Genomic DNA, 16,187 nt, shown 5'->3' with positions numbered 1-16,187 from the left:
TTCCTGAGCTTGTCGAAGGGCAGTGACCGGTGCTCCGGTTCCCGGTCACCGAGCCCGTCGCGGTGCGACGTCCGCATCACCACCAACCTCACGAGAGGCAGCAGCCATGAGCGTCACCGAGCAGCAGGCGCGTCACACCGCACCCGACGGAGCGGAACCGCTCGTGCGTCTCCGCGGGGTCACGAAGCGCTTCGACCGGACGGTCGCCCTGCAGCGCGTCGACCTCGACATCCGTCGCGGTGAGATCGTCGTCCTCCTCGGCCTGTCGGGATCCGGCAAGTCGACGCTCCTCCGTCACCTGGACGGTCTCGAGCGGCCCACCGCCGGGTCCGTCTCGGTCCTCGGCGACGAGGTGCCGGCCCTCGGGCAGCGCGCCCTGCGCCGGCTCCGCGCCCGCGTCGGGTTCGTCTTCCAGCAGTTCGAGTTGGTCCCGTCGCTCACCGTCCTCGAGAACGTCCTGACCGGTTCGCTGGCGGGCGTCCGCGGACCACGTCTCGGCATCCTCGGCTACGGCCGCAACCTGAAGATGAAGGCGCTCGGCCACCTCGACCGCGTCGGGCTCCTCGAGCGCGCCTACCAGCGCGCCGACACCCTCTCCGGTGGTCAGCAGCAGCGCGTCGCCATCGCCAGAGCGCTGATGCAGGACCCCGAGATCCTCCTCGCCGACGAGCCCGTCGCCTCCCTCGACCCGGAGTCGAGCGAGCAGGTGATGGCCCTCATCCGCGAGATCGCGATCGACCGCGGACTCACCGTCGTGTGCAGCCTGCACCAGGTCGACCTCGCGCTCTCCTGGGGCGACCGTATCGTCGGTCTCCGTCACGGCGAGGTGGTCCTCGACACCACGACCGACGGCCTCTCGAAGACCGAGGTGATGGAGATCTACGGCCGGGTCGCGACGAGCACCCGTGAGCTGCAGGCGATCGCCGTGGAGTTGGAGACCGACGAGCTGCTCGGCGACCCCGACGACGACCTCCGCGGCCTGCTCGGCGTCGAGGAGCGCGTGGGCGAGGACGAACTCCCCGACGACCCGGAGTGGGAGTTCGACGCCGATGTCGACGGCCGCGAGCCCGACGAGCTCCGTCGACCTGGCAGGACCCGCTGATGGTCGTCACCGCGCCCGCGAAGACGGCACCGCCCGCCGACCGCCCGCCCGGACTCTCCGGACCCGTCCCGGTCGGTCGGCTCCGCCCGCAGACGATCGCCGCCGTGCTCACGCTCGTCGCGCTGCTCGCGTTCTCGGTCTACTCGCTCCTCGAGGTCGGGATCTCGATCCCGAACATGGTGGCGAGCTGGGGCAACGCGGTCAACTTCTTCAACCGGGTGGGGACGATCACGTTCCCGCCGCCCGGGGAACTGCTGTCGCTCACCGCCCTGACCCTGGGGATCGTGATCTCCGGCACGGTCCTCGCTGCGGTGCTCTCGATTCCGGTCGCCTACCTCGCAGCCGCCAACACGACCCCGGGACCGGCCTGGCGCGCGGTCGGTCGGTTCATCGGCGTACTCAGCCGTGCTGTGCCGGACGTCGTCATCGCGATGATCCTCGTGCTCATGTTCTCGCTCGGCTCGCTGCCCGGCATCATCGCGATCGGGCTGCACTCCGTCGGCATGATCTCGAAGCTCTTCGCGGACGCGATCGAGCAGGTCGACGAAGGGCCGCGACTCGCGATCCGGGCGGCCGGCGGCTCGAAGCTGCAGGAGTTCACCTCGGGTGTGCTGCCGCAGGTCCTGCCGTCCTGGGTGGCCACGGTCCTCCACCGCGGCGACATCAACCTGCGCGGTTCGGTCCTGCTCGGCTACGTCGGCGTCCTCGGCCTCGGCCGTGAGCTGTCGCTCGCGTTCAAATCACTCGACTACTCGCTCGGCATCGGACTCGCGATCGTCATCTTCGCGCTGTGCGTCGTCATGGAGATCGTGTCGAGCACCGTGCGCACCGTGATGCTCGGGGTGCAGTCGACCGGACGCGGACTCGGTGACCGCGTCGTGCGTCGGGTGGCCGCGGGTCGGGACGCGCGTCGCGCGGTGAATGGGAGCAGTCGGACGACCGCTGCTCCGAGCGCCGAGTCCCGGATCGCCGCTGCAGCGAAGCGACCCTGGACGCCGGCCCGCGTCCGCGACACCGTCGGTGCCTGGCTCGCCGTGGCGGTCGTGGCCTGGGGCGTCGTCGTGTCCGACATCCAGTGGGGCGACCTCGTGACGTTCTGGGCGAAGGCGCCCGACGTCCTCGCCCGTCTCTGGCCGCCGTCGTTCGGCATGCGCACGACGGAGCAGATGGTCGAGGCGATGTTCGAGACCGTCGCGATCGCCTTCGCGGCGACCCTCATCGCCCTCGTCTGCTCGATCGTCATCGGGTCCCTCGCCGCACGGAACGTCGCCCCGGGCCGTGGTGTCCGCACCGGCGCCCGGTTCGCGCTCGTCGGCATCCGCGGCATCCCGGAACTCATCCTCGCGATCCTGCTCATCGTCGTCACCGGGCTCGGTGCCCAGGCGGGGACGCTCGCGCTCGGCATCTGCGGGATCGGCCTCCTCGGCAAGCTCATCGCCGACTCCTTCGAGGAGGTCGCGCCCGGACCGGAACGGGCGCTGATCGCCGTCGGTGCGACCCGGCCGCAGGTCTACGCCGCCGCGACCCTCCCGCAGGGGGCCCGCGCACTGGTCGGGCACACCTTCTACACGCTCGACACGAACATCCGCGCCGCGACCATGCTCGGCATCGTCGGCGGAGGCGGCATCGGCTACTACCTGATCCAGGCGGACCAGGGCGGGAACTACGACCAGGTCACCGCCATCGTGCTGATGATCCTCGCGGTGGTCCTCGTCGTCGAGGGCATCGCCATGTGGATGCGGAGGGTGTTCTCGTGAACGGACGACGGATGAGCGGCGGGGTGTCGGCGGCGCGGGTCGGCCTCGGCGTCGGCTCGCTGGGTGCTTCGGCCGATCGCGCCGACGTCGTGATCGTCGGAGCCGGCATCGTCGGGCTGTCGGCGGCGCTCGCCGCCGTTGACGCCGGTGCCGAGGTCGTGGTCGTCGAACGCTCGGCCGAAGCCCAGGGTGCATCGGTCCGGAACTTCGGCCATCTGGCGGCGACGCCGCAGGCCGGGCTCGCCGCTCGCCTCGCCGCGCGTTCGGCCGAGATCTGGCAGCGACTCGAGCAGGACGCGGGGCTGTGGGTCCGGCGTTCGGGCACGCACGTGGTCGCCCGGCACCTCGACGAGCTGCGCGTCCTCGAGGACTTCGCGGCGTCCCGTCCTCAGGCGGGTGCCGCGGCCGACGTCCGCCTGTACGACGCGGCCGAGTTCCTGCAGCAGGTGCCGATCAGCGCCGACGACGTGGTGGGCGGCGCCTGGCTGCCACGCGATCTCCAGGTGAATCCGCGTCAGGCCCTGGGCGCCGTCACGGCGTACCTGGAACGCCGCGGTGTCGAGTTCCGGCGCCGGACGACGGTGACCGGACTGCGCTCCGGCTTCGTCGACACCAGCCGCGGCGTCATCGCCGCAGGCCTCACCGTGGTCGCGGTGAACCACGACATCGACACGCTGCTGCCCGAGCTGGCCGAGCGGGCGGTCGTCCGTCGATGCGCGCTCGACATGGTCCGGGTGCGCGCCGAGCTCCCGATGCCGATGCCGGCGCCGCTCCTGACCGGGTGGTCGCTCCTGCGCTACGCGGGATTCGCCGACTCGCCCGCCATCCCGGCACTCCGGGAGCGACTGCAGCAGGACCACCCCGGGCTCGCTTCGCTCGACGTCAACCTCATGGCGACCCAGCTGCCGGACGGCTCGATCATCCTCGGCGACACCCACAGCCGCGGCGAGGCGGTCTCCCCGTTCCAGTCCGAGCACGCCTTCGACGAACTCCTCCGGGCAGGGAGCGCGCTGTTCGGGACGAGGCTCGACGTCCTCGAACGCTGGCAGGGCGTCTACGCCACCGCCCCGGAGGAGTTGCTCATCGACGAACCGACCCCGGGCGTCCGCGTGGTCGCCGCGACGACGGGCATCGGGATGACGACCGGACCCGCACTCGGCGAGCTGGCCGTCGCCGAGCACCTCGGCCCGACCTTCTCGCCGGCGCAGCCGACCAGTGTCCGCGCCGCATCAGCCCACCTTCAGAAAGGCCTCTCGTGACCAGCATCGATCGATCCCAGCAGGACAGCACCACCGCTCCCGACCCCGTCGACGACGTGGAGACCGACCTCGACGACCTCGACGAGCTGGAGGACGGGTTCGACGACGCGCACGAGGAGGACCTCCTGCTCGAACTGGTGGTCCTCGACCTCGCCGGGACGACGGTCTCGGACGACGGCGTCGTCGAGGACGCCTTCCGCGTCGCCGCCGAGACGATCGGCATCGACACCGAGGACGCGCTCGACGCGGCCATCGAGCTCGTCCGCGACACGATGGGCCAGTCGAAGCTCGACGTGTTCCTCATGCTGACCGACGGCGACGAGGCTCGAGCCGCTTCAGGCAACGCCACCTTCGAAGCGGCCTACGAGCGCCTCGTCGGCGAGGGGCGCGTCGAGGCGATCCCCGGAGCCGAGGACACGGTGCGGCGGCTCCGCGAGCTCGGCGTGGGCGTCGTGTTCACCACCGGGTTCGCCCCCGCCACGCGCGACGCGCTCCTCGCGAGCCTCGGGTGGTCCGAACTCGCCGACGACGCCCTGTCGCCCGCCGACGCCGGCCGAGGGCGTCCAGCGCCCGACCTGCCGCTGACGGCGCTCCTCCGGTTCGGTGCGAGCGCCGTCGACACCATGGTCGTCGTCGGCGACACGGCCAGCGACATGCTGTCCGGGGTGAACGCCGGCGCCGGGCTCGTCGTCGGGGTGCTCACCGGAGCGCACGACGAGGAGACGCTGCTCGAGGCGGGCGCCGACGAGATCATCACGAGCATCGCCGAGTTGCCCGCGCTGCTCGGTCTCGACTGAACGACCGACCGGGGGAACCATGCACACGACGCTCACCGCGCACGAGGGCAACGACGTCTTCATCAGACCGTCGCCGATCGCGATGGTCTGGCAGGGGCCTGGGCACCCGCACCAGGCGATGGCGGTGCCCGGGGTGACGCTCGGGCCGGGGGACGTCCTCGTCGAGGTGGAACTGGCGACCGTGTGCGGCTCCGACGTGCACACCGTCCTCGGGCACCGTGACGCCGCCACACCGCTCGTCCTCGGGCACGAACAGGTGGGACGCGTCGTGGCGGTCGGGGGACCCGTCACCGCGGTGGACGGCACCGTCCTCGTCGCTGGGATGCGGGTCGTGTGGTCGGTCGTCGTGAGCTGCGGCGTCTGCGATCGCTGCTCCGCCGGCCTGGAGCAGAAGTGCCGCAGGCTCGCGAAGTACGGGCACGACCGGGTCCACCGCGGCTGGGAGTTGAGCGGCGGGTTCGCGACCCACGTCGAACTCCTCGAGGGCACGGCCATCGTGATCGTGGGGGAGACGCCGCCCGCCGCCGTCTTCGCGCCCGCGTCCTGCGCGACGGCCACCGCGATCGCCGCACTGGATGCGGCCGGGCACGACCTGCCCGGCACGGCGGTGCTCGTGACCGGCGCCGGGATGCTCGGGTTGACCGTCGCGGCCATGGCGGCCGATGCCGGGGCGCGCGTCGTCGTGAGTGATCCGGACCCCGCCCGCCGGCTGCTCGCCGGCCGCTTCGGCGCCATCGCGACGGTCGACCCCACGATCGGCGCCGCCGAGCACCTCGACGCCGCACACCTCGCGGCGGGTGTGGAGGGCTTCCCCGTCGCCATCGAGATGTCCGGCGACGCCCGTGCCGTGGACGCCGCCATCGCGTCGCTGTCGATCGGTGGAACAGCTGTCCTCGTCGGCAGTGTGTCGCCCGGTGCACCGCTCGGCATCGACGCCGAACGCATCGTCCGACGCCTCCTCACGGTGCGCGGGGCACACAACTACCGACCGCGGGATCTGGCCCGCGCGGTCGACTTCCTTACCGGTGCGTGGCGTCGGTATCCGTTCGCCGAACTCGTCGGCCCGGAGTTCCCCTTGCAGGACGTCGACGACGCGCTCGCCGCAGCCGCGTCGGGCACCTTCCCGCGCGTCGGGGTACGACCCTGAACGGACCACGGGGTGCGCTTCGACCTGGCGCGGATCGTCCGATGAGCCAGGCGGGGTCCCGACGACGGCTCGGCGACGGCCCGCCAAGGCGGCGTGACCCCTTCGGGCGCCCCCATTCCGGGGGCCACCGCGGTCGATCCGCCGCGGATTTCCGCCGATCTCGGCTCGTGAATCCCGCCGCATGACCCACCTTGTGGGGTATCCTCGGGCCATGACGGTCACGACTCGCCACCCCGGGGTGGTCCGTGTCGGTGGTCGCCTCATGGTCGTGGATCCCTTCGCGGAACGAGGCGAGCTCACCGAGGGTCAGCAGCGCGGTCACCAGCTGCGGCGGAGGATCACCCTCCTGCTCGGTGCCTTCCTCCTCCTCACGGGCTTCGTCCTCGGTGCGACGGCGGGCGTGCTGGTCGAGTGGTGGCTCGTGCACGACGAACGCTCGTCCGTGTCACTCCCCGGCTTCGACCCGGATTGGGCGCCCGGACTCGACGTCGTCGGCGCCTTGCTCGGTGCGATCCTCGTCGCCGTCCTCCTGCTCGCGTCGGCCGAGCGACGCAACCGCCGCCGCCGACTGGACGGCGGACACCAGCCGTCGCGGTGGATCGATCCGCTCAACGATCACCTCATCGGGCTGAGTGACGACCTTCCGTGGACCTCGCTCTGGACGCTGACGCGCATGTACGCCACTGCGGAGCGGCTGCAGCGGGAGCTCGTGGAGCGCAGCGGCACACGCAGCGAGGTGGGCAGTGACGATTCATGCGATCTCGTCGAGGCACGGCTCGCGGCCGACGATGCACGCGACGCGCTCGAGAAGACGGCCACGCTCATGGGTGTCATCGTGCCGGAGGGGCCGCTGCCCGATGCGCAGGCCATCCTGGCCGACAGCGCTCGGCTCCGTGCCCGTCGGAAGACGAGCTGACCGGTACCTTCGATCAGCGACCGGTGCCGGTGAGGCGCTCGAGGAGTTCGCGGTAGCGGGCGGCCGTCTGCGTGACGATCTCGGCAGGCAGGGTGGGTGGTGTGGGCGTCGAGGCGTCGTTTTGGTCCCAGTTGTGGGCCAACCAGTTGCGGACGATCTGCTTGTCGAAACTCGCCATCCGTGCGGTGGGGTCGTCGCTCGTCAGGTAGACGTCGCGGTCCCAGTATCGGCTTGAGTCGGAGGTGAGCACTTCGTCGCCGAGCGTGATGACGCCGGTCGCCGGGTTGCGGCCGAACTCGAACTTCGTGTCGGCCAGGATGACGCCGTGACGCTCCGCCGTGAGCGATGCCGTCTCGTAGATGCCGAGTGACAGGTCCTTCAGTGCGACCGCGTCGTCCTCGCCGATGAGTTCGACCATGCGGCTGAACGAGATGTTCTCGTCGTGCTCGCCGAGCGGCGCCTTGTACGCGGGGGTGAACAGCGGCTCGGGCAGGCGATCGCCGTCGCGCAGACCCTCGGGCAGCGGGATGCCGCAGACGGTGCGGTTCGCGACGTACTCCTTCCAGCCGGAGCCGGTGAGGTAGCCGCGGACGACGCACTCGATGGGGAACATGTCGAGCTTCCTGACGAGCATCGCGCGCCCGGCGAACTCCACCGGGATGCTGGACACCGCGACGCCCGCGGCGTCGAGCTCATGATCGGGCACGAGGTGGTTCGGCACCTCGCGGAGCTGGTCGAACCACCAGAGGCTCAGGCTGGTGAGCAGATCGCCCTTGCCGGGGATGCCCGGCTCGAGGACATGGTCGAAGGCGCTCACCCGGTCGCTCGCGACGACGAGCAGGAGGTCGTCGGGGCCGGCGGCCGGCTCGTACAGGTCGCGGACCTTGCCCGAGTAGACGTGGTTCCAGGCGTTGGTCTCCGAGGGTGCGCTCACTCGTTCATTATCGCGCATGGCCTCCTCTCTGGCCGATCGTCGGCCTTGCGTCAGCGTCGACGGCAGCGTATATTCCATGTGGAATAGTTCGAGCGGAACGATGGTGGGAGTCATGGGCAAGGTCAAGCCGCTCGGTCCGCTCGCCGTCGCCGCGCTCGGGTATCTGGCCGAGCGACCCATGCACCCCTACGAGATGTACCAACTCGCGCTCCACCGGCAGGAGGACCGCGTCGTCAAGGTGAGTCCCGGCTCGCTCTACCGCGCCGTCTACGGACTCGAGGCCGACGGCCTCGTGCTCGCTTCCGGGACCGACCGCGAGGGAGCCCGTCCCGAGCGCACCACGTTCGAGATCACCGACCTCGGTCGGCACCTGCTGGGGGAGCGGCTGCGCGAGCTGCTCAGCACCCCCACGAACGAGTACCCGGAGCTCGGGCTCGCGCTGTCCGAGGCCCACGAACTGGGCGCCGAGGAGGTGCGGATGCTGCTCGAGACCCGTATCCTCCGGCAGGAGGCCGAGCTCGCCGACCTCGATCGCCGCATGACGTGGGCGCTCGAACGCGGGATCCCGCGCGTGTACTGGATCAACGTCCCCTACTCGGCCGCCATGGTGCGCGCCGAGATCGCCCACCTCGAATCGCTCCTCGCCGAGATCGCCGACGGTGCACTCGCCTGGCACGTGCCGGGGACCCGTGCGCCACTCCACGAGCAGGCGGCGACCCCGCCCGTGTCCTCTCAGCCGACACCCTCCCCGTGAACCTCCGGGACGACCGACCAGTCCGGCCGGCGGTCCCGCTCATCCTCGCGTCCCGAACGCGAACCCGTCCTCCATGCAGAAAGGGACATCATGTCCGCATCCCCCACGCCGCCGCCCGCCGGCGTCCCGTCTCCTGCGAAGGGGGCCGTGCGCCCTTGGCCGGCGCTCTGGTCCTTGGTCATCGGCTTCTTCATGATCCTCATCGACACGACCATCGTGTCCGTGGCGAACCCCGCGATCATGCGCGGCCTCGACACCGACATCAACAACGTCATCTGGGTCACGAGCGCCTACCTGCTCGCCTATGCCGTGCCGCTGCTCATCACCGGTCGTCTCGGCGACCGCTTCGGCCCGAAGAACCTCTACCTCACCGGTCTCGTCGTCTTCACCCTCGCCTCGCTCTGGTGCGGCCTGTCGGGCTCCATCGAGATGCTCATCGTCGCCCGCGTCGTGCAGGGTCTCGGTGCGGCGCTCATGACGCCGCAGACGATGGCCGTCATCACGCGCATCTTCCCGCCGGATCGCCGTGGCGCGGCCATGGGTCTCTGGGGAGCGACCGCCGGTGTCGCGACGCTCGTCGGCCCGATCCTCGGCGGCGTGCTCGTCGACGGCTTCGGGTGGGAGTGGATCTTCTTCATCAACGTGCCCGTCGGTGTCATCGGCTTCATCATGGTCTGGCGCAACGTCCCCGCGCTCGCCACGCACCCGCACAGGTTCGACGTGCTCGGGGTCGTCCTCAGCGGACTCGGGATGTTCCTCCTCGTGTTCGGCATCCAGGAGGGCCAGAGCTACGACTGGGGCACGATCACCGGTCCGATCACCGTGCGGAGTCTCGTCATCGCCGGCGTCGTCGTCCTCGGCCTGTTCGTCGTGTGGCAGGCCGTCATGAAGGGTGAGCCGCTGCTCCCGCTGGCGTTGTTCCGCGATCGCAACTTCTCGGTCGGCAACCTCGCGATCTCGACGATCGGGTTCACGATCACGAGCATGTCGCTGCCGCTCGTCTTCTTCTACCAGACCGTCCGCGGCCTGACCCCGACGCAGTCCGCGCTCATGCTCGTCCCGATGGCCGTGCTCTCCGCCGGCCTCGCGCCCGTGGTCGGGCGGGCGATCGACCGCGTGAACCCGAAGTGGTTCGCGCTCGCGGGGCTCCTCCTGCTGGCCCTTGCGCTCGGCTGGTACTCGATCCTGCTCACGCCGGAGCAGCCGATCCTCTTGCTGCTCCTCCCGAGCGCCGTCCTCGGTCTCGCCAACGGCTTCATGTGGGGCCCGGTCTCCAATCTCACTACCCGAGGGCTCCCGCAGCACCAGGCCGGCGCCGGCTCAGGTGTGTTCAACACGACCCGTCAGATCGGAGCCGTCCTCGGCAGCGCCGCGATCGCCGCGCTCATCCAGGGACGTCTCGCGGCCGAGCTGCCCGCCGCTCCCGGTGGGGCGACCGGAGGCGTGAGCGAGGTGACGGGCGGCGAGCTGCCCGAGTTCCTGCACGCCGGCTTCACCACCGCGATGGCCCAGTCGCTGCTCCTGCCCGCAGCGTTGGCGCTCGTGGGCGCCGTCGTGGTGCTGTTCTTCCAGAAGCCGAAGGCGGCGTCCTGGTCGACCCCGGAGACCCAGCACGGTCAAGCGACCGCAGCGGCCGAGGCGGCGAGTCGCGCAGCCGCCGAGTGACGCGTTCGGAGCGACGACACCGGGTCGGCTCAGGGATCGACGAGGTCGCTGACCGTCCTGGTGCCGCCGTTCCAGAATCGGAGGCCGAGGACCCGTCCGTCCGGGTACGGGCCGATCGCAGCCAAGGTGTCGAGCGCTGTGGCCGTCTGCTCCCGGGTCAGCCGACGGGAGAGCGTGACGTGCGGCGTCCAGAACCCCGGCCGAGTGTGGTCGAAGGCGCCCTGGACCAGCGCGGCGATCCGGTCGTGCAGCTCGAGCAGAGCCACCCCTGGGACGACACCGAGCGCGAGGACCGCGCCCGACCGACGAGGGAAGAACAGCGGGGCGCCGAGGCGGACGGGGAACGGTCGGAAGTCGGGTCGTCCCTGCAGCTCCAGCGTCGCCCCGGCGGCCAGGGTGACATGCGGACGGTTGCTGGCACCCTGATGGGTGGACAAGCTCGGCAGGCCGGCCTCGGCCAGGGCACGCCATCGAGCCCGGACGGCCGCGTCGAGCTCGTCGTCGAAGGTCACGTCGATACTGTCCGTCATCAGTCGGTCGGCACCGGCCAGACGTAGTCGAGCGTCGCCGGGTCGTCGGGGAAGATGCCGCTGTAGAGCTCCGGCGCTTTGGCGAGGAGCTTGGACCGGTGGGAGCGATGGACGTCGGCCCGCCCGAGCCACGGCGGCAGCTCGAAGTCGTCCGCCTCGTAGGCTCCGAAGTCGTCCGGGGCGTCGGCGAGTGCCAGCAGGGTCTTCTCGAGGCAGGTGTCGGCGTGACCTCGGCCGACCCAGACCGCGCAGGTGGCGACCTGGTAGTCCATGAGCGCGGGCCGATACCCTCGCCACATCGCCGTCACCGGATGATGCTGCCAGCCGTACCCCGGGACGATGAGCGCCTTCATCACCTGCAGCGTCTCCACCCGCTGCTTGCCCAACCGCTTGTCGTCGAGGACCTCGGCACTCGCCAGGAAGTCGGGGTAGGGGAGGAACGTCTGCACCCTCCCAGTCAACACGGCGGCAGCGCCCGTCGACAGGGCTTGCGGTCCTGGACCGCCTCAGTCGACGGGGAAAAACGGGAAGACGGCTGCGGCGAAGGATCGCGGCTGCTCCACCCAGGGGTAGTGTCCGCACCCGTCGAGCACGATGGCCTGGCCAAGGGGGAACCGCTGCGCGAGGGCGACGACGGGCGCGAGTCCCGTCAGGCCGTCCTCGGAACCCGCGACCACGAGCACGGGTGCCGTGACGGTTCGGAGGGCGTCGCGGATGTCCTCGACCTCGTCGATCGTGGGGGTGTGCACGAACGCGTCCTGCGCGGCCGGGTGCCAGGCGCCCAGGCGCTCGTGTTCGCGGGCGGTGTCGTCCCACTCGCCCCAGGCGATGGGCGCCACCGCCGGGAACAAGCGGTTCCCCGACGCGGAGTCCGGGGCCGCGAGCAGTTCGGGCAGCGCCTCGAGGAAGCCGGGATACCAGTCCTCCGCCGCGTGTCGGGCGATGATCTCCGCGCTGTCGTCGTCCGTGTCGACGAGCCAGGTGGCGGGTGGCGTGATGAGGCACAGGCGGTCGAGCCGGTGCGGGTAGCGCGCTGCGTAGCTCACGGCGACGCGGGTACCGGCGGAGTGCCCGAGGAGTTCGAGGCGGTCGACGTCCAGCCAGCGACGCACGGCCTCGACGTCCGCGGCGAGTTCCGGCCAGCTCGCCGCCGCGGTCGACGACCCGCTCTCGGACCGTCCGACCCCGCGCTGGTGCAGCAGGATGAGGCGACGCCTGGTGCTCAGGCCCGCGAGATCACCGAGGTAGGCCGGGTGACGCGCCGGACCGCCGGCGAGGACGACGAGGGGCGGCAAGGCGTCGTCGCCGATCACGTCCACGTGCAGCCTGGTGCCGTCGTGACTCTCGACGACGGCCGACGACCCGGTTCCCGCTGCTGCGCTCATCCGGGCCGCGATCAGGAGACGCGTGCGGCGATGTCGGTGCGGTACTGACCGCCCTCGAGTTCGATGCGCGACAGCGCCTCGTACGCACGTCCGCGTGCCTCCGGGAACGTGGATCCGAGGGCCACGACGTTGAGGACGCGGCCGCCGGTGGCGACCAGGCCACCGTCGACGTCGGCCGTGGCCGCGTGGACGAGGTGGACCCCCTCGACGGCGACGGCGGCGTCGAGGCCGGTGATGCTCCGGCCGGTGACAGGCGTTTCGGGGTAGTTCTGGCTCGCGAGCACCACGGTCACCGCGCTCGCCTCGGCGAACGCGGGCCGTGGCTGCTGGTCGAGCGTGCCGGTGGCCGAGCCGAGCAGGAGCGCCGACAGCGGGGTGACGAGCCGGGGGAGGACGACCTGCGTCTCCGGGTCGCCGAAACGTGCGTTGAACTCGATCACGCGGATTCCGCGTTCCGTGAGGATGAGCCCGGCGTAGAGGAGCCCCTGGAACAGGTTGCCCTCCGACGCCAGCTGCCGTACGACGGGGACGGCGACGGTCTCCAGGACCTCGTCGACGAAGGCCGTCTCGCTCCCGAAGCGGTTGTCGAGCCAGGGCAGCGGGGAGTAGGCGCCCATCCCGCCGGTGTTCGGGCCGGCGTCGCCGTCGAGCAGTCGCTTGTAGTCCTGCGCGGGGGAGAGCGGGAGCACCGTCTCGCCGTCGGTGATGAAGAAGAGGGAGACCTCCTGGCCGTCGAGGAACTCCTCGACGAGGACGCCGCCGTAGCCGAGCCAGTTGGTGGCGTGCTGGATGGCCGCGTCGCGGTCGTGGGTGACGAGGACGCCCTTGCCCGCCGCGAGGCCGTCGGCCTTGACGACGTACGGGGCACCGAAGTCGTCGAGCGCGGCGATCGCTGCGTCGAGGTCCTCGGCGCGGACCGCGCGACCGGTGGGCACGCCGGCTTCGTCCATGATCCGCTTCGCGAAGGACTTCGAGCCCTCGAGCGCGGCCGCCGAGCGATTGGGGCCGAAGACCGGGATGCCGGCGGCGCGCAGCTTGTCGGCCACGCCGGCGACGAGCGGGGCCTCGGGCCCGATGACGACGAGGTCGATTGCTTCGTCGCGGGCGAAGTCGCGCACGATCGAGGGGTTCTCCTGGTCGATGCCGACCACGGTCACGTCGCCCGCGATGCCCGCGTTGCCGGGGGCGGCGATGATGTGGTGCCCGGCCTCTTCGGAGAGGAGAGCCTTGATGATGGCGTGCTCGCGAGCACCGGAACCGAGGACGAGGATCTTCACCCGTCTAGCTTAAGGCGCAATGGCCTAGCCTCGAATGCATGGCCAGACCCAGGATCACGGACGCCGTCGGTCGCGCTGCCCTGGAGCAGGCACTCGGGGACGCACCGGCATCGCGCACGGACACGGCGACCGCGGTCCGCTACCTGTTGGAGCTCCTCGTCGAGCGGGCACCCGGCAACACCGTCGAGGTGCGGGTGCCGCCGTTCGGCGCGGTGCAGTGCATCGAGGGCCCCCGCCACACCCGAGGCACGCCGCCGAACGTCATCGAGATGGATGCGCCGACCTGGCTCGCCCTCGCCTCAGGCCGCATCGACTGGACCACGGCGATGGCCGGCGGCACGGTGCACGCGTCCGGCCAACGCGCGGACCTCACGGGCCTCGTGCCACTGCTGCTGCCGCGCTGACGTTCGGCGGGATTCCGCGTGCTGCCGGGAGCGAACCGGGGTGGTGCATCACCGCCTCGTGCGCTGTGATGGAGGCATGAGCACGAAACGGCTGTTGGTCCTGGGCGGGACGGAGTTCGTCGGGCGAGCGGTCGTCGACGAGGCCGTCGCCGCCGGCTGGGAGGTCACCGTCTTCCATCGCGGCACGAACCGGTCCTCCCCGTCGGACTTCGTCAGCGTGCTGCACGGCGACCGGACGCTGCCCGGCGGACTCGACGCGCTCCGGGTCGGGTCGTGGGACCTCGCCGTCGACACCTGGTCATGGGCTCCGGTCGCCGTCCGCGACGCGGCCGCGCTGCTGGCCGACCGGGTCGGGAGCTACGTCTACGTCTCGAGCCGTTCCGTCTACGCCGACCCGCTTCCCGCCGGAGCTTCGGAGGACGCGCCGGTCGTCGACGGATCGGCGCACGACGAGGGCTTCGCGGACTACGCCCGTGCCAAGCGCGGCGGTGAGCTGGCCGCCGTGCAGGCGTTCGGTGACCGAGCGGTTTTGGTGCGAGCGGGCCTCATCCTCGGCCCGCACGAGAACATCGGGCGGCTTCCCTGGTGGCTGGCGCGGATCGCCGAGGGCGGTGCGGTGCTCGCCCCCGGCGCCGCCTCCGACCCCATCCAGTACATCGATGCGCGGGATCTCGCGGCCTTCCTCCTCACGGCCGGTTCGACGGGCGCGAGTGGTGCGTTCAACGTCGTGAGCGAGCCGCGGGCGGCCACGCTGGGCGATCTGCTCGACGCCTGTATCGCCGCAACCGGGTCAGGCGCGACCCTCCGCTGGGTGGATCAGGAGCGGGTGCTCGCGGCCGGGATCCAACCCTGGACCCAGCTCCCCGTCTGGCTTCCGACCGGACCCCACGCGGACGCGATGCATCACGGAGACGTCTCGCGTGCGCTCGCGGCGGGTCTCCGTCGGCGTCCGCTCGCCGAGACCGTCGCCGACACCTGGGGTTGGCTGCAGGCCCTCGGCGGTGTGGCGCCGCAGCGTCCGGACCGCCCCGTCGTCGGACTGGACCGTGCCCTCGAGCGGGCCGTGCTCGCCGGGAGCTGAGCGCCTGTCAGCGGACCTCGCGGAGGAGGGCGAGCCGACTGCGCGTCCTGACCGCGTCGCGGGCGAAGCCGCCCGGCCCGAGGGCGGGGTCGGTCACGAAGGTCTCCCGGTCGGTGGCGGCCACGACGTGGAGTTCGACGCCGAGATCGCACAGGGCGTCGATGAGCAGGACGAACCGGGCGCGCGCCTCCCTGGTGAGGGCATGGGATTCGGGCAGGGCGTCGAGCACCCACCGGTCGTAGTCCGCCGCCCAGGCGAGGTAGTCGCCCACGGAGGTCGGACGTTCGATGAGTTCGGCGCTGGCGAACCATACCCTGCCGTCGCGCGCGGCGGCCGCGTGGAACGTGTGGCCACTGATCGTCAACGTCGTCGCCTCGCCCGGCCCCGGTCGATGGAGGCCGAGGGTCGCGAGGCGGGCGTCCGCGGCCTCGCCGGCGATGGACCAGCTGCCACGGGCGAAGCCGCCGCGGTGACTGACCGGCGAACTGCGACGGTGGTCGGTCGAGCCGGCGAGTTCGAGCACCTGCATGTTCGCCTCGATCAGGGCGATGCCGGGCTCGAAGACGTGATGGTACGCCGGGTCCGGCAGGAGGTCCTGCGGCCGGAAGTTCGAGCTCGTCAACAGGGTCACCCGTCGGGCGAAGAGGGCGTCGAGCAGTCGGATCATGAGGGTGCCGTCGCCGGGATCGTGCACGTGGAACTCGTCGAAGAGCACGACGTCCACGTCGGCGAGCAGCTCGTTGACGGCTTGCTCGACCGCGTTCGTCACCGCTCCCGCCGCCGCCCGGGACGCGGCGCCCGGCTCGCCCGTCGCGCGGGCCGCGTCGGCGGCCTCCGCGCGGACCCGGTGGATCGCGGCGTGCAGCCCGCGGAAGAAGGAGTGGAAGTGGACGCGACGCCTCCGCTGCGTCGGGAGCGCTGCGAAGAACGCGTCGAGGAGCCAGGTCTTGCCCCGCCCGGCCGCACCCCACAGGTACAGGTGTGCGGGTCGATCGTCGGCGATCCGGAGCGATGCCAGGCGCCTCGCCACCTCCAGCTGCTCCGGCTCGAGCGTGAACCCGGCGTCGGCGGCGGCGGACTCGACCGCCGAGAGCAGGGCGTCGCCGGGAGGGATCGGAGCGGGATCGGTCGTCTCGGTCCCCGTCGTGTCCACCGCTCGATCGTACCCGTCTGCTCGTC

16 protein-coding genes are annotated in these 16,187 nt (G+C 71.3%); 10 read left to right on the top strand and 6 right to left on the bottom strand.

Annotated features, from left to right (window positions below; translation table 11 throughout):
• Positions 1-106: 106 nt before the first annotated feature.
• The 6 genes from phnC (at position 107) to AC4PMY_RS05455 (ending at position 6,978) form a co-directional block, all read left to right on the top strand.
• Positions 107-1,102 carry a phosphonate ABC transporter ATP-binding protein gene (gene phnC / locus AC4PMY_RS05480; RefSeq protein WP_491622161.1) on the top strand — a complete coding sequence of 332 codons (996 nt, stop codon included), beginning with the start codon at positions 107-109 and terminating at the stop codon, positions 1,100-1,102.
• On the top strand, positions 1,102-2,859 hold the full coding sequence (phnE, locus tag AC4PMY_RS05475; RefSeq protein ID WP_491622160.1) for a phosphonate ABC transporter, permease protein PhnE: 1,758 nt from the start codon (positions 1,102-1,104) through the stop codon (positions 2,857-2,859). Before phnC ends, phnE begins: the two co-directional genes overlap by 1 nt.
• Positions 2,856-4,118 carry a TIGR03364 family FAD-dependent oxidoreductase gene (locus AC4PMY_RS05470; protein ID WP_491622159.1) on the top strand — a complete coding sequence of 421 codons (1,263 nt, stop codon included), beginning with the start codon at positions 2,856-2,858 and terminating at the stop codon, positions 4,116-4,118. Before phnE ends, AC4PMY_RS05470 begins: the two co-directional genes overlap by 4 nt.
• Positions 4,115-4,915: an HAD family hydrolase gene (locus AC4PMY_RS05465; protein WP_231884278.1), complete on the top strand. Its 801-nt coding sequence runs from the start codon at positions 4,115-4,117 to the stop codon at positions 4,913-4,915. The genes AC4PMY_RS05470 and AC4PMY_RS05465 overlap by 4 nt, the downstream gene beginning before the upstream one ends.
• Before the next feature lie 19 nt (positions 4,916-4,934).
• Entirely contained in the window at positions 4,935-6,062 is a 1,128-nt protein-coding gene (locus tag AC4PMY_RS05460) for a zinc-binding dehydrogenase (RefSeq protein WP_064294194.1), read from the top strand.
• A gap of 211 nt (positions 6,063-6,273) precedes the next feature.
• Complete coding sequence (locus AC4PMY_RS05455; RefSeq protein ID WP_139205499.1) at positions 6,274-6,978, top strand: hypothetical protein; 705 nt, start codon at positions 6,274-6,276, stop codon at positions 6,976-6,978.
• A gap of 13 nt (positions 6,979-6,991) precedes the next feature.
• Here the strand turns inward: AC4PMY_RS05455 and AC4PMY_RS05450 are convergent, their stop codons facing one another.
• On the bottom strand, positions 6,992-7,930 hold the full coding sequence (locus tag AC4PMY_RS05450) for a phosphoribosylaminoimidazolesuccinocarboxamide synthase (protein WP_064294196.1): 939 nt from the start codon (positions 7,928-7,930) through the stop codon (positions 6,992-6,994).
• Between the two features lie 94 nt (positions 7,931-8,024).
• Here AC4PMY_RS05450 and AC4PMY_RS05445 point away from each other — a divergent pair, with 94 nt between their 5' ends.
• Both AC4PMY_RS05445 and AC4PMY_RS05440 read left to right on the top strand, forming a co-directional pair.
• Positions 8,025-8,666, top strand: a complete 642-nt coding sequence (locus AC4PMY_RS05445) for a PadR family transcriptional regulator (RefSeq protein ID WP_064294197.1) — start codon at positions 8,025-8,027, stop codon at positions 8,664-8,666.
• A gap of 90 nt (positions 8,667-8,756) precedes the next feature.
• On the top strand, positions 8,757-10,331 hold the full coding sequence (locus AC4PMY_RS05440; RefSeq protein ID WP_491622158.1) for a DHA2 family efflux MFS transporter permease subunit: 1,575 nt from the start codon (positions 8,757-8,759) through the stop codon (positions 10,329-10,331).
• 29 nt (positions 10,332-10,360) lie between these two features.
• Here AC4PMY_RS05440 and AC4PMY_RS05435 read toward each other — a convergent pair whose 3' ends face one another.
• Genes AC4PMY_RS05435 through purD form a run of 4 tightly spaced genes read right to left on the bottom strand, consistent with a single transcriptional unit; the run spans position 10,361 to position 13,523 of the window.
• Complete coding sequence (locus AC4PMY_RS05435) at positions 10,361-10,861, bottom strand: 2'-5' RNA ligase family protein (protein WP_064294199.1); 501 nt, start codon at positions 10,859-10,861, stop codon at positions 10,361-10,363.
• Positions 10,861-11,310, bottom strand: a complete 450-nt coding sequence (locus AC4PMY_RS05430) for an MSMEG_6728 family protein (protein WP_064294200.1) — start codon at positions 11,308-11,310, stop codon at positions 10,861-10,863. Before AC4PMY_RS05430 ends, AC4PMY_RS05435 begins: the two co-directional genes overlap by 1 nt.
• Before the next feature lie 57 nt (positions 11,311-11,367).
• A complete protein-coding gene (locus tag AC4PMY_RS05425) occupies positions 11,368-12,246 on the bottom strand; it encodes an alpha/beta fold hydrolase (protein ID WP_491622157.1) in 879 nt (292 codons plus the stop codon).
• A gap of 11 nt (positions 12,247-12,257) precedes the next feature.
• Entirely contained in the window at positions 12,258-13,523 is a 1,266-nt protein-coding gene (gene purD / locus AC4PMY_RS05420; RefSeq protein WP_491622156.1) for a phosphoribosylamine--glycine ligase, read from the bottom strand.
• 38 nt (positions 13,524-13,561) lie between these two features.
• Between purD and AC4PMY_RS05415 the strand changes: the two genes are divergently transcribed.
• Positions 13,562-13,927 (top strand): sterol carrier family protein, encoded by a 366-nt coding sequence (locus tag AC4PMY_RS05415; protein WP_064294203.1) that lies wholly within the window; start codon positions 13,562-13,564, stop codon positions 13,925-13,927.
• A 76-nt stretch (positions 13,928-14,003) separates the two neighbouring features.
• Positions 14,004-15,008 carry an NAD-dependent epimerase/dehydratase family protein gene (locus AC4PMY_RS05410; protein ID WP_491622155.1) on the top strand — a complete coding sequence of 335 codons (1,005 nt, stop codon included), beginning with the start codon at positions 14,004-14,006 and terminating at the stop codon, positions 15,006-15,008.
• 7 nt (positions 15,009-15,015) lie between these two features.
• Here AC4PMY_RS05410 and zapE read toward each other — a convergent pair whose 3' ends face one another.
• Positions 15,016-16,161 (bottom strand): AFG1/ZapE family ATPase, encoded by a 1,146-nt coding sequence (gene zapE / locus AC4PMY_RS05405; RefSeq protein ID WP_175484433.1) that lies wholly within the window; start codon positions 16,159-16,161, stop codon positions 15,016-15,018.
• Positions 16,162-16,187: the final 26 nt, after the last annotated feature.

Source organism: Plantibacter sp. MDV22-iso1, from assembly GCF_058408345.1.
The sequence above is the reverse complement of the archived record's forward strand: the minus strand, read 5'-3'. Positions and strand labels throughout refer to the sequence as shown.

Coding starts and splice junctions, on each gene's coding strand:
- phnE (WP_491622160.1), top strand. CDS start 1,102: ATGGTCGTCACCGCGCCCGCGAAGACGGCACCGCCCGCCGACCGCCCG.
- AC4PMY_RS05415 (WP_064294203.1), top strand. CDS start 13,562: ATGGCCAGACCCAGGATCACGGACGCCGTCGGTCGCGCTGCCCTGGAG.
- AC4PMY_RS05450 (WP_064294196.1), bottom strand. CDS start 7,930: ATGCGCGATAATGAACGAGTGAGCGCACCCTCGGAGACCAACGCCTGG.
- AC4PMY_RS05460 (WP_064294194.1), top strand. CDS start 4,935: ATGCACACGACGCTCACCGCGCACGAGGGCAACGACGTCTTCATCAGA.
- AC4PMY_RS05455 (WP_139205499.1), top strand. CDS start 6,274: ATGACGGTCACGACTCGCCACCCCGGGGTGGTCCGTGTCGGTGGTCGC.
- AC4PMY_RS05445 (WP_064294197.1), top strand. CDS start 8,025: ATGGGCAAGGTCAAGCCGCTCGGTCCGCTCGCCGTCGCCGCGCTCGGG.
- AC4PMY_RS05440 (WP_491622158.1), top strand. CDS start 8,757: ATGTCCGCATCCCCCACGCCGCCGCCCGCCGGCGTCCCGTCTCCTGCG.
- phnC (WP_491622161.1), top strand. CDS start 107: ATGAGCGTCACCGAGCAGCAGGCGCGTCACACCGCACCCGACGGAGCG.
- AC4PMY_RS05435 (WP_064294199.1), bottom strand. CDS start 10,861: ATGACGGACAGTATCGACGTGACCTTCGACGACGAGCTCGACGCGGCC.
- AC4PMY_RS05410 (WP_491622155.1), top strand. CDS start 14,004: ATGAGCACGAAACGGCTGTTGGTCCTGGGCGGGACGGAGTTCGTCGGG.
- AC4PMY_RS05425 (WP_491622157.1), bottom strand. CDS start 12,246: ATGAGCGCAGCAGCGGGAACCGGGTCGTCGGCCGTCGTCGAGAGTCAC.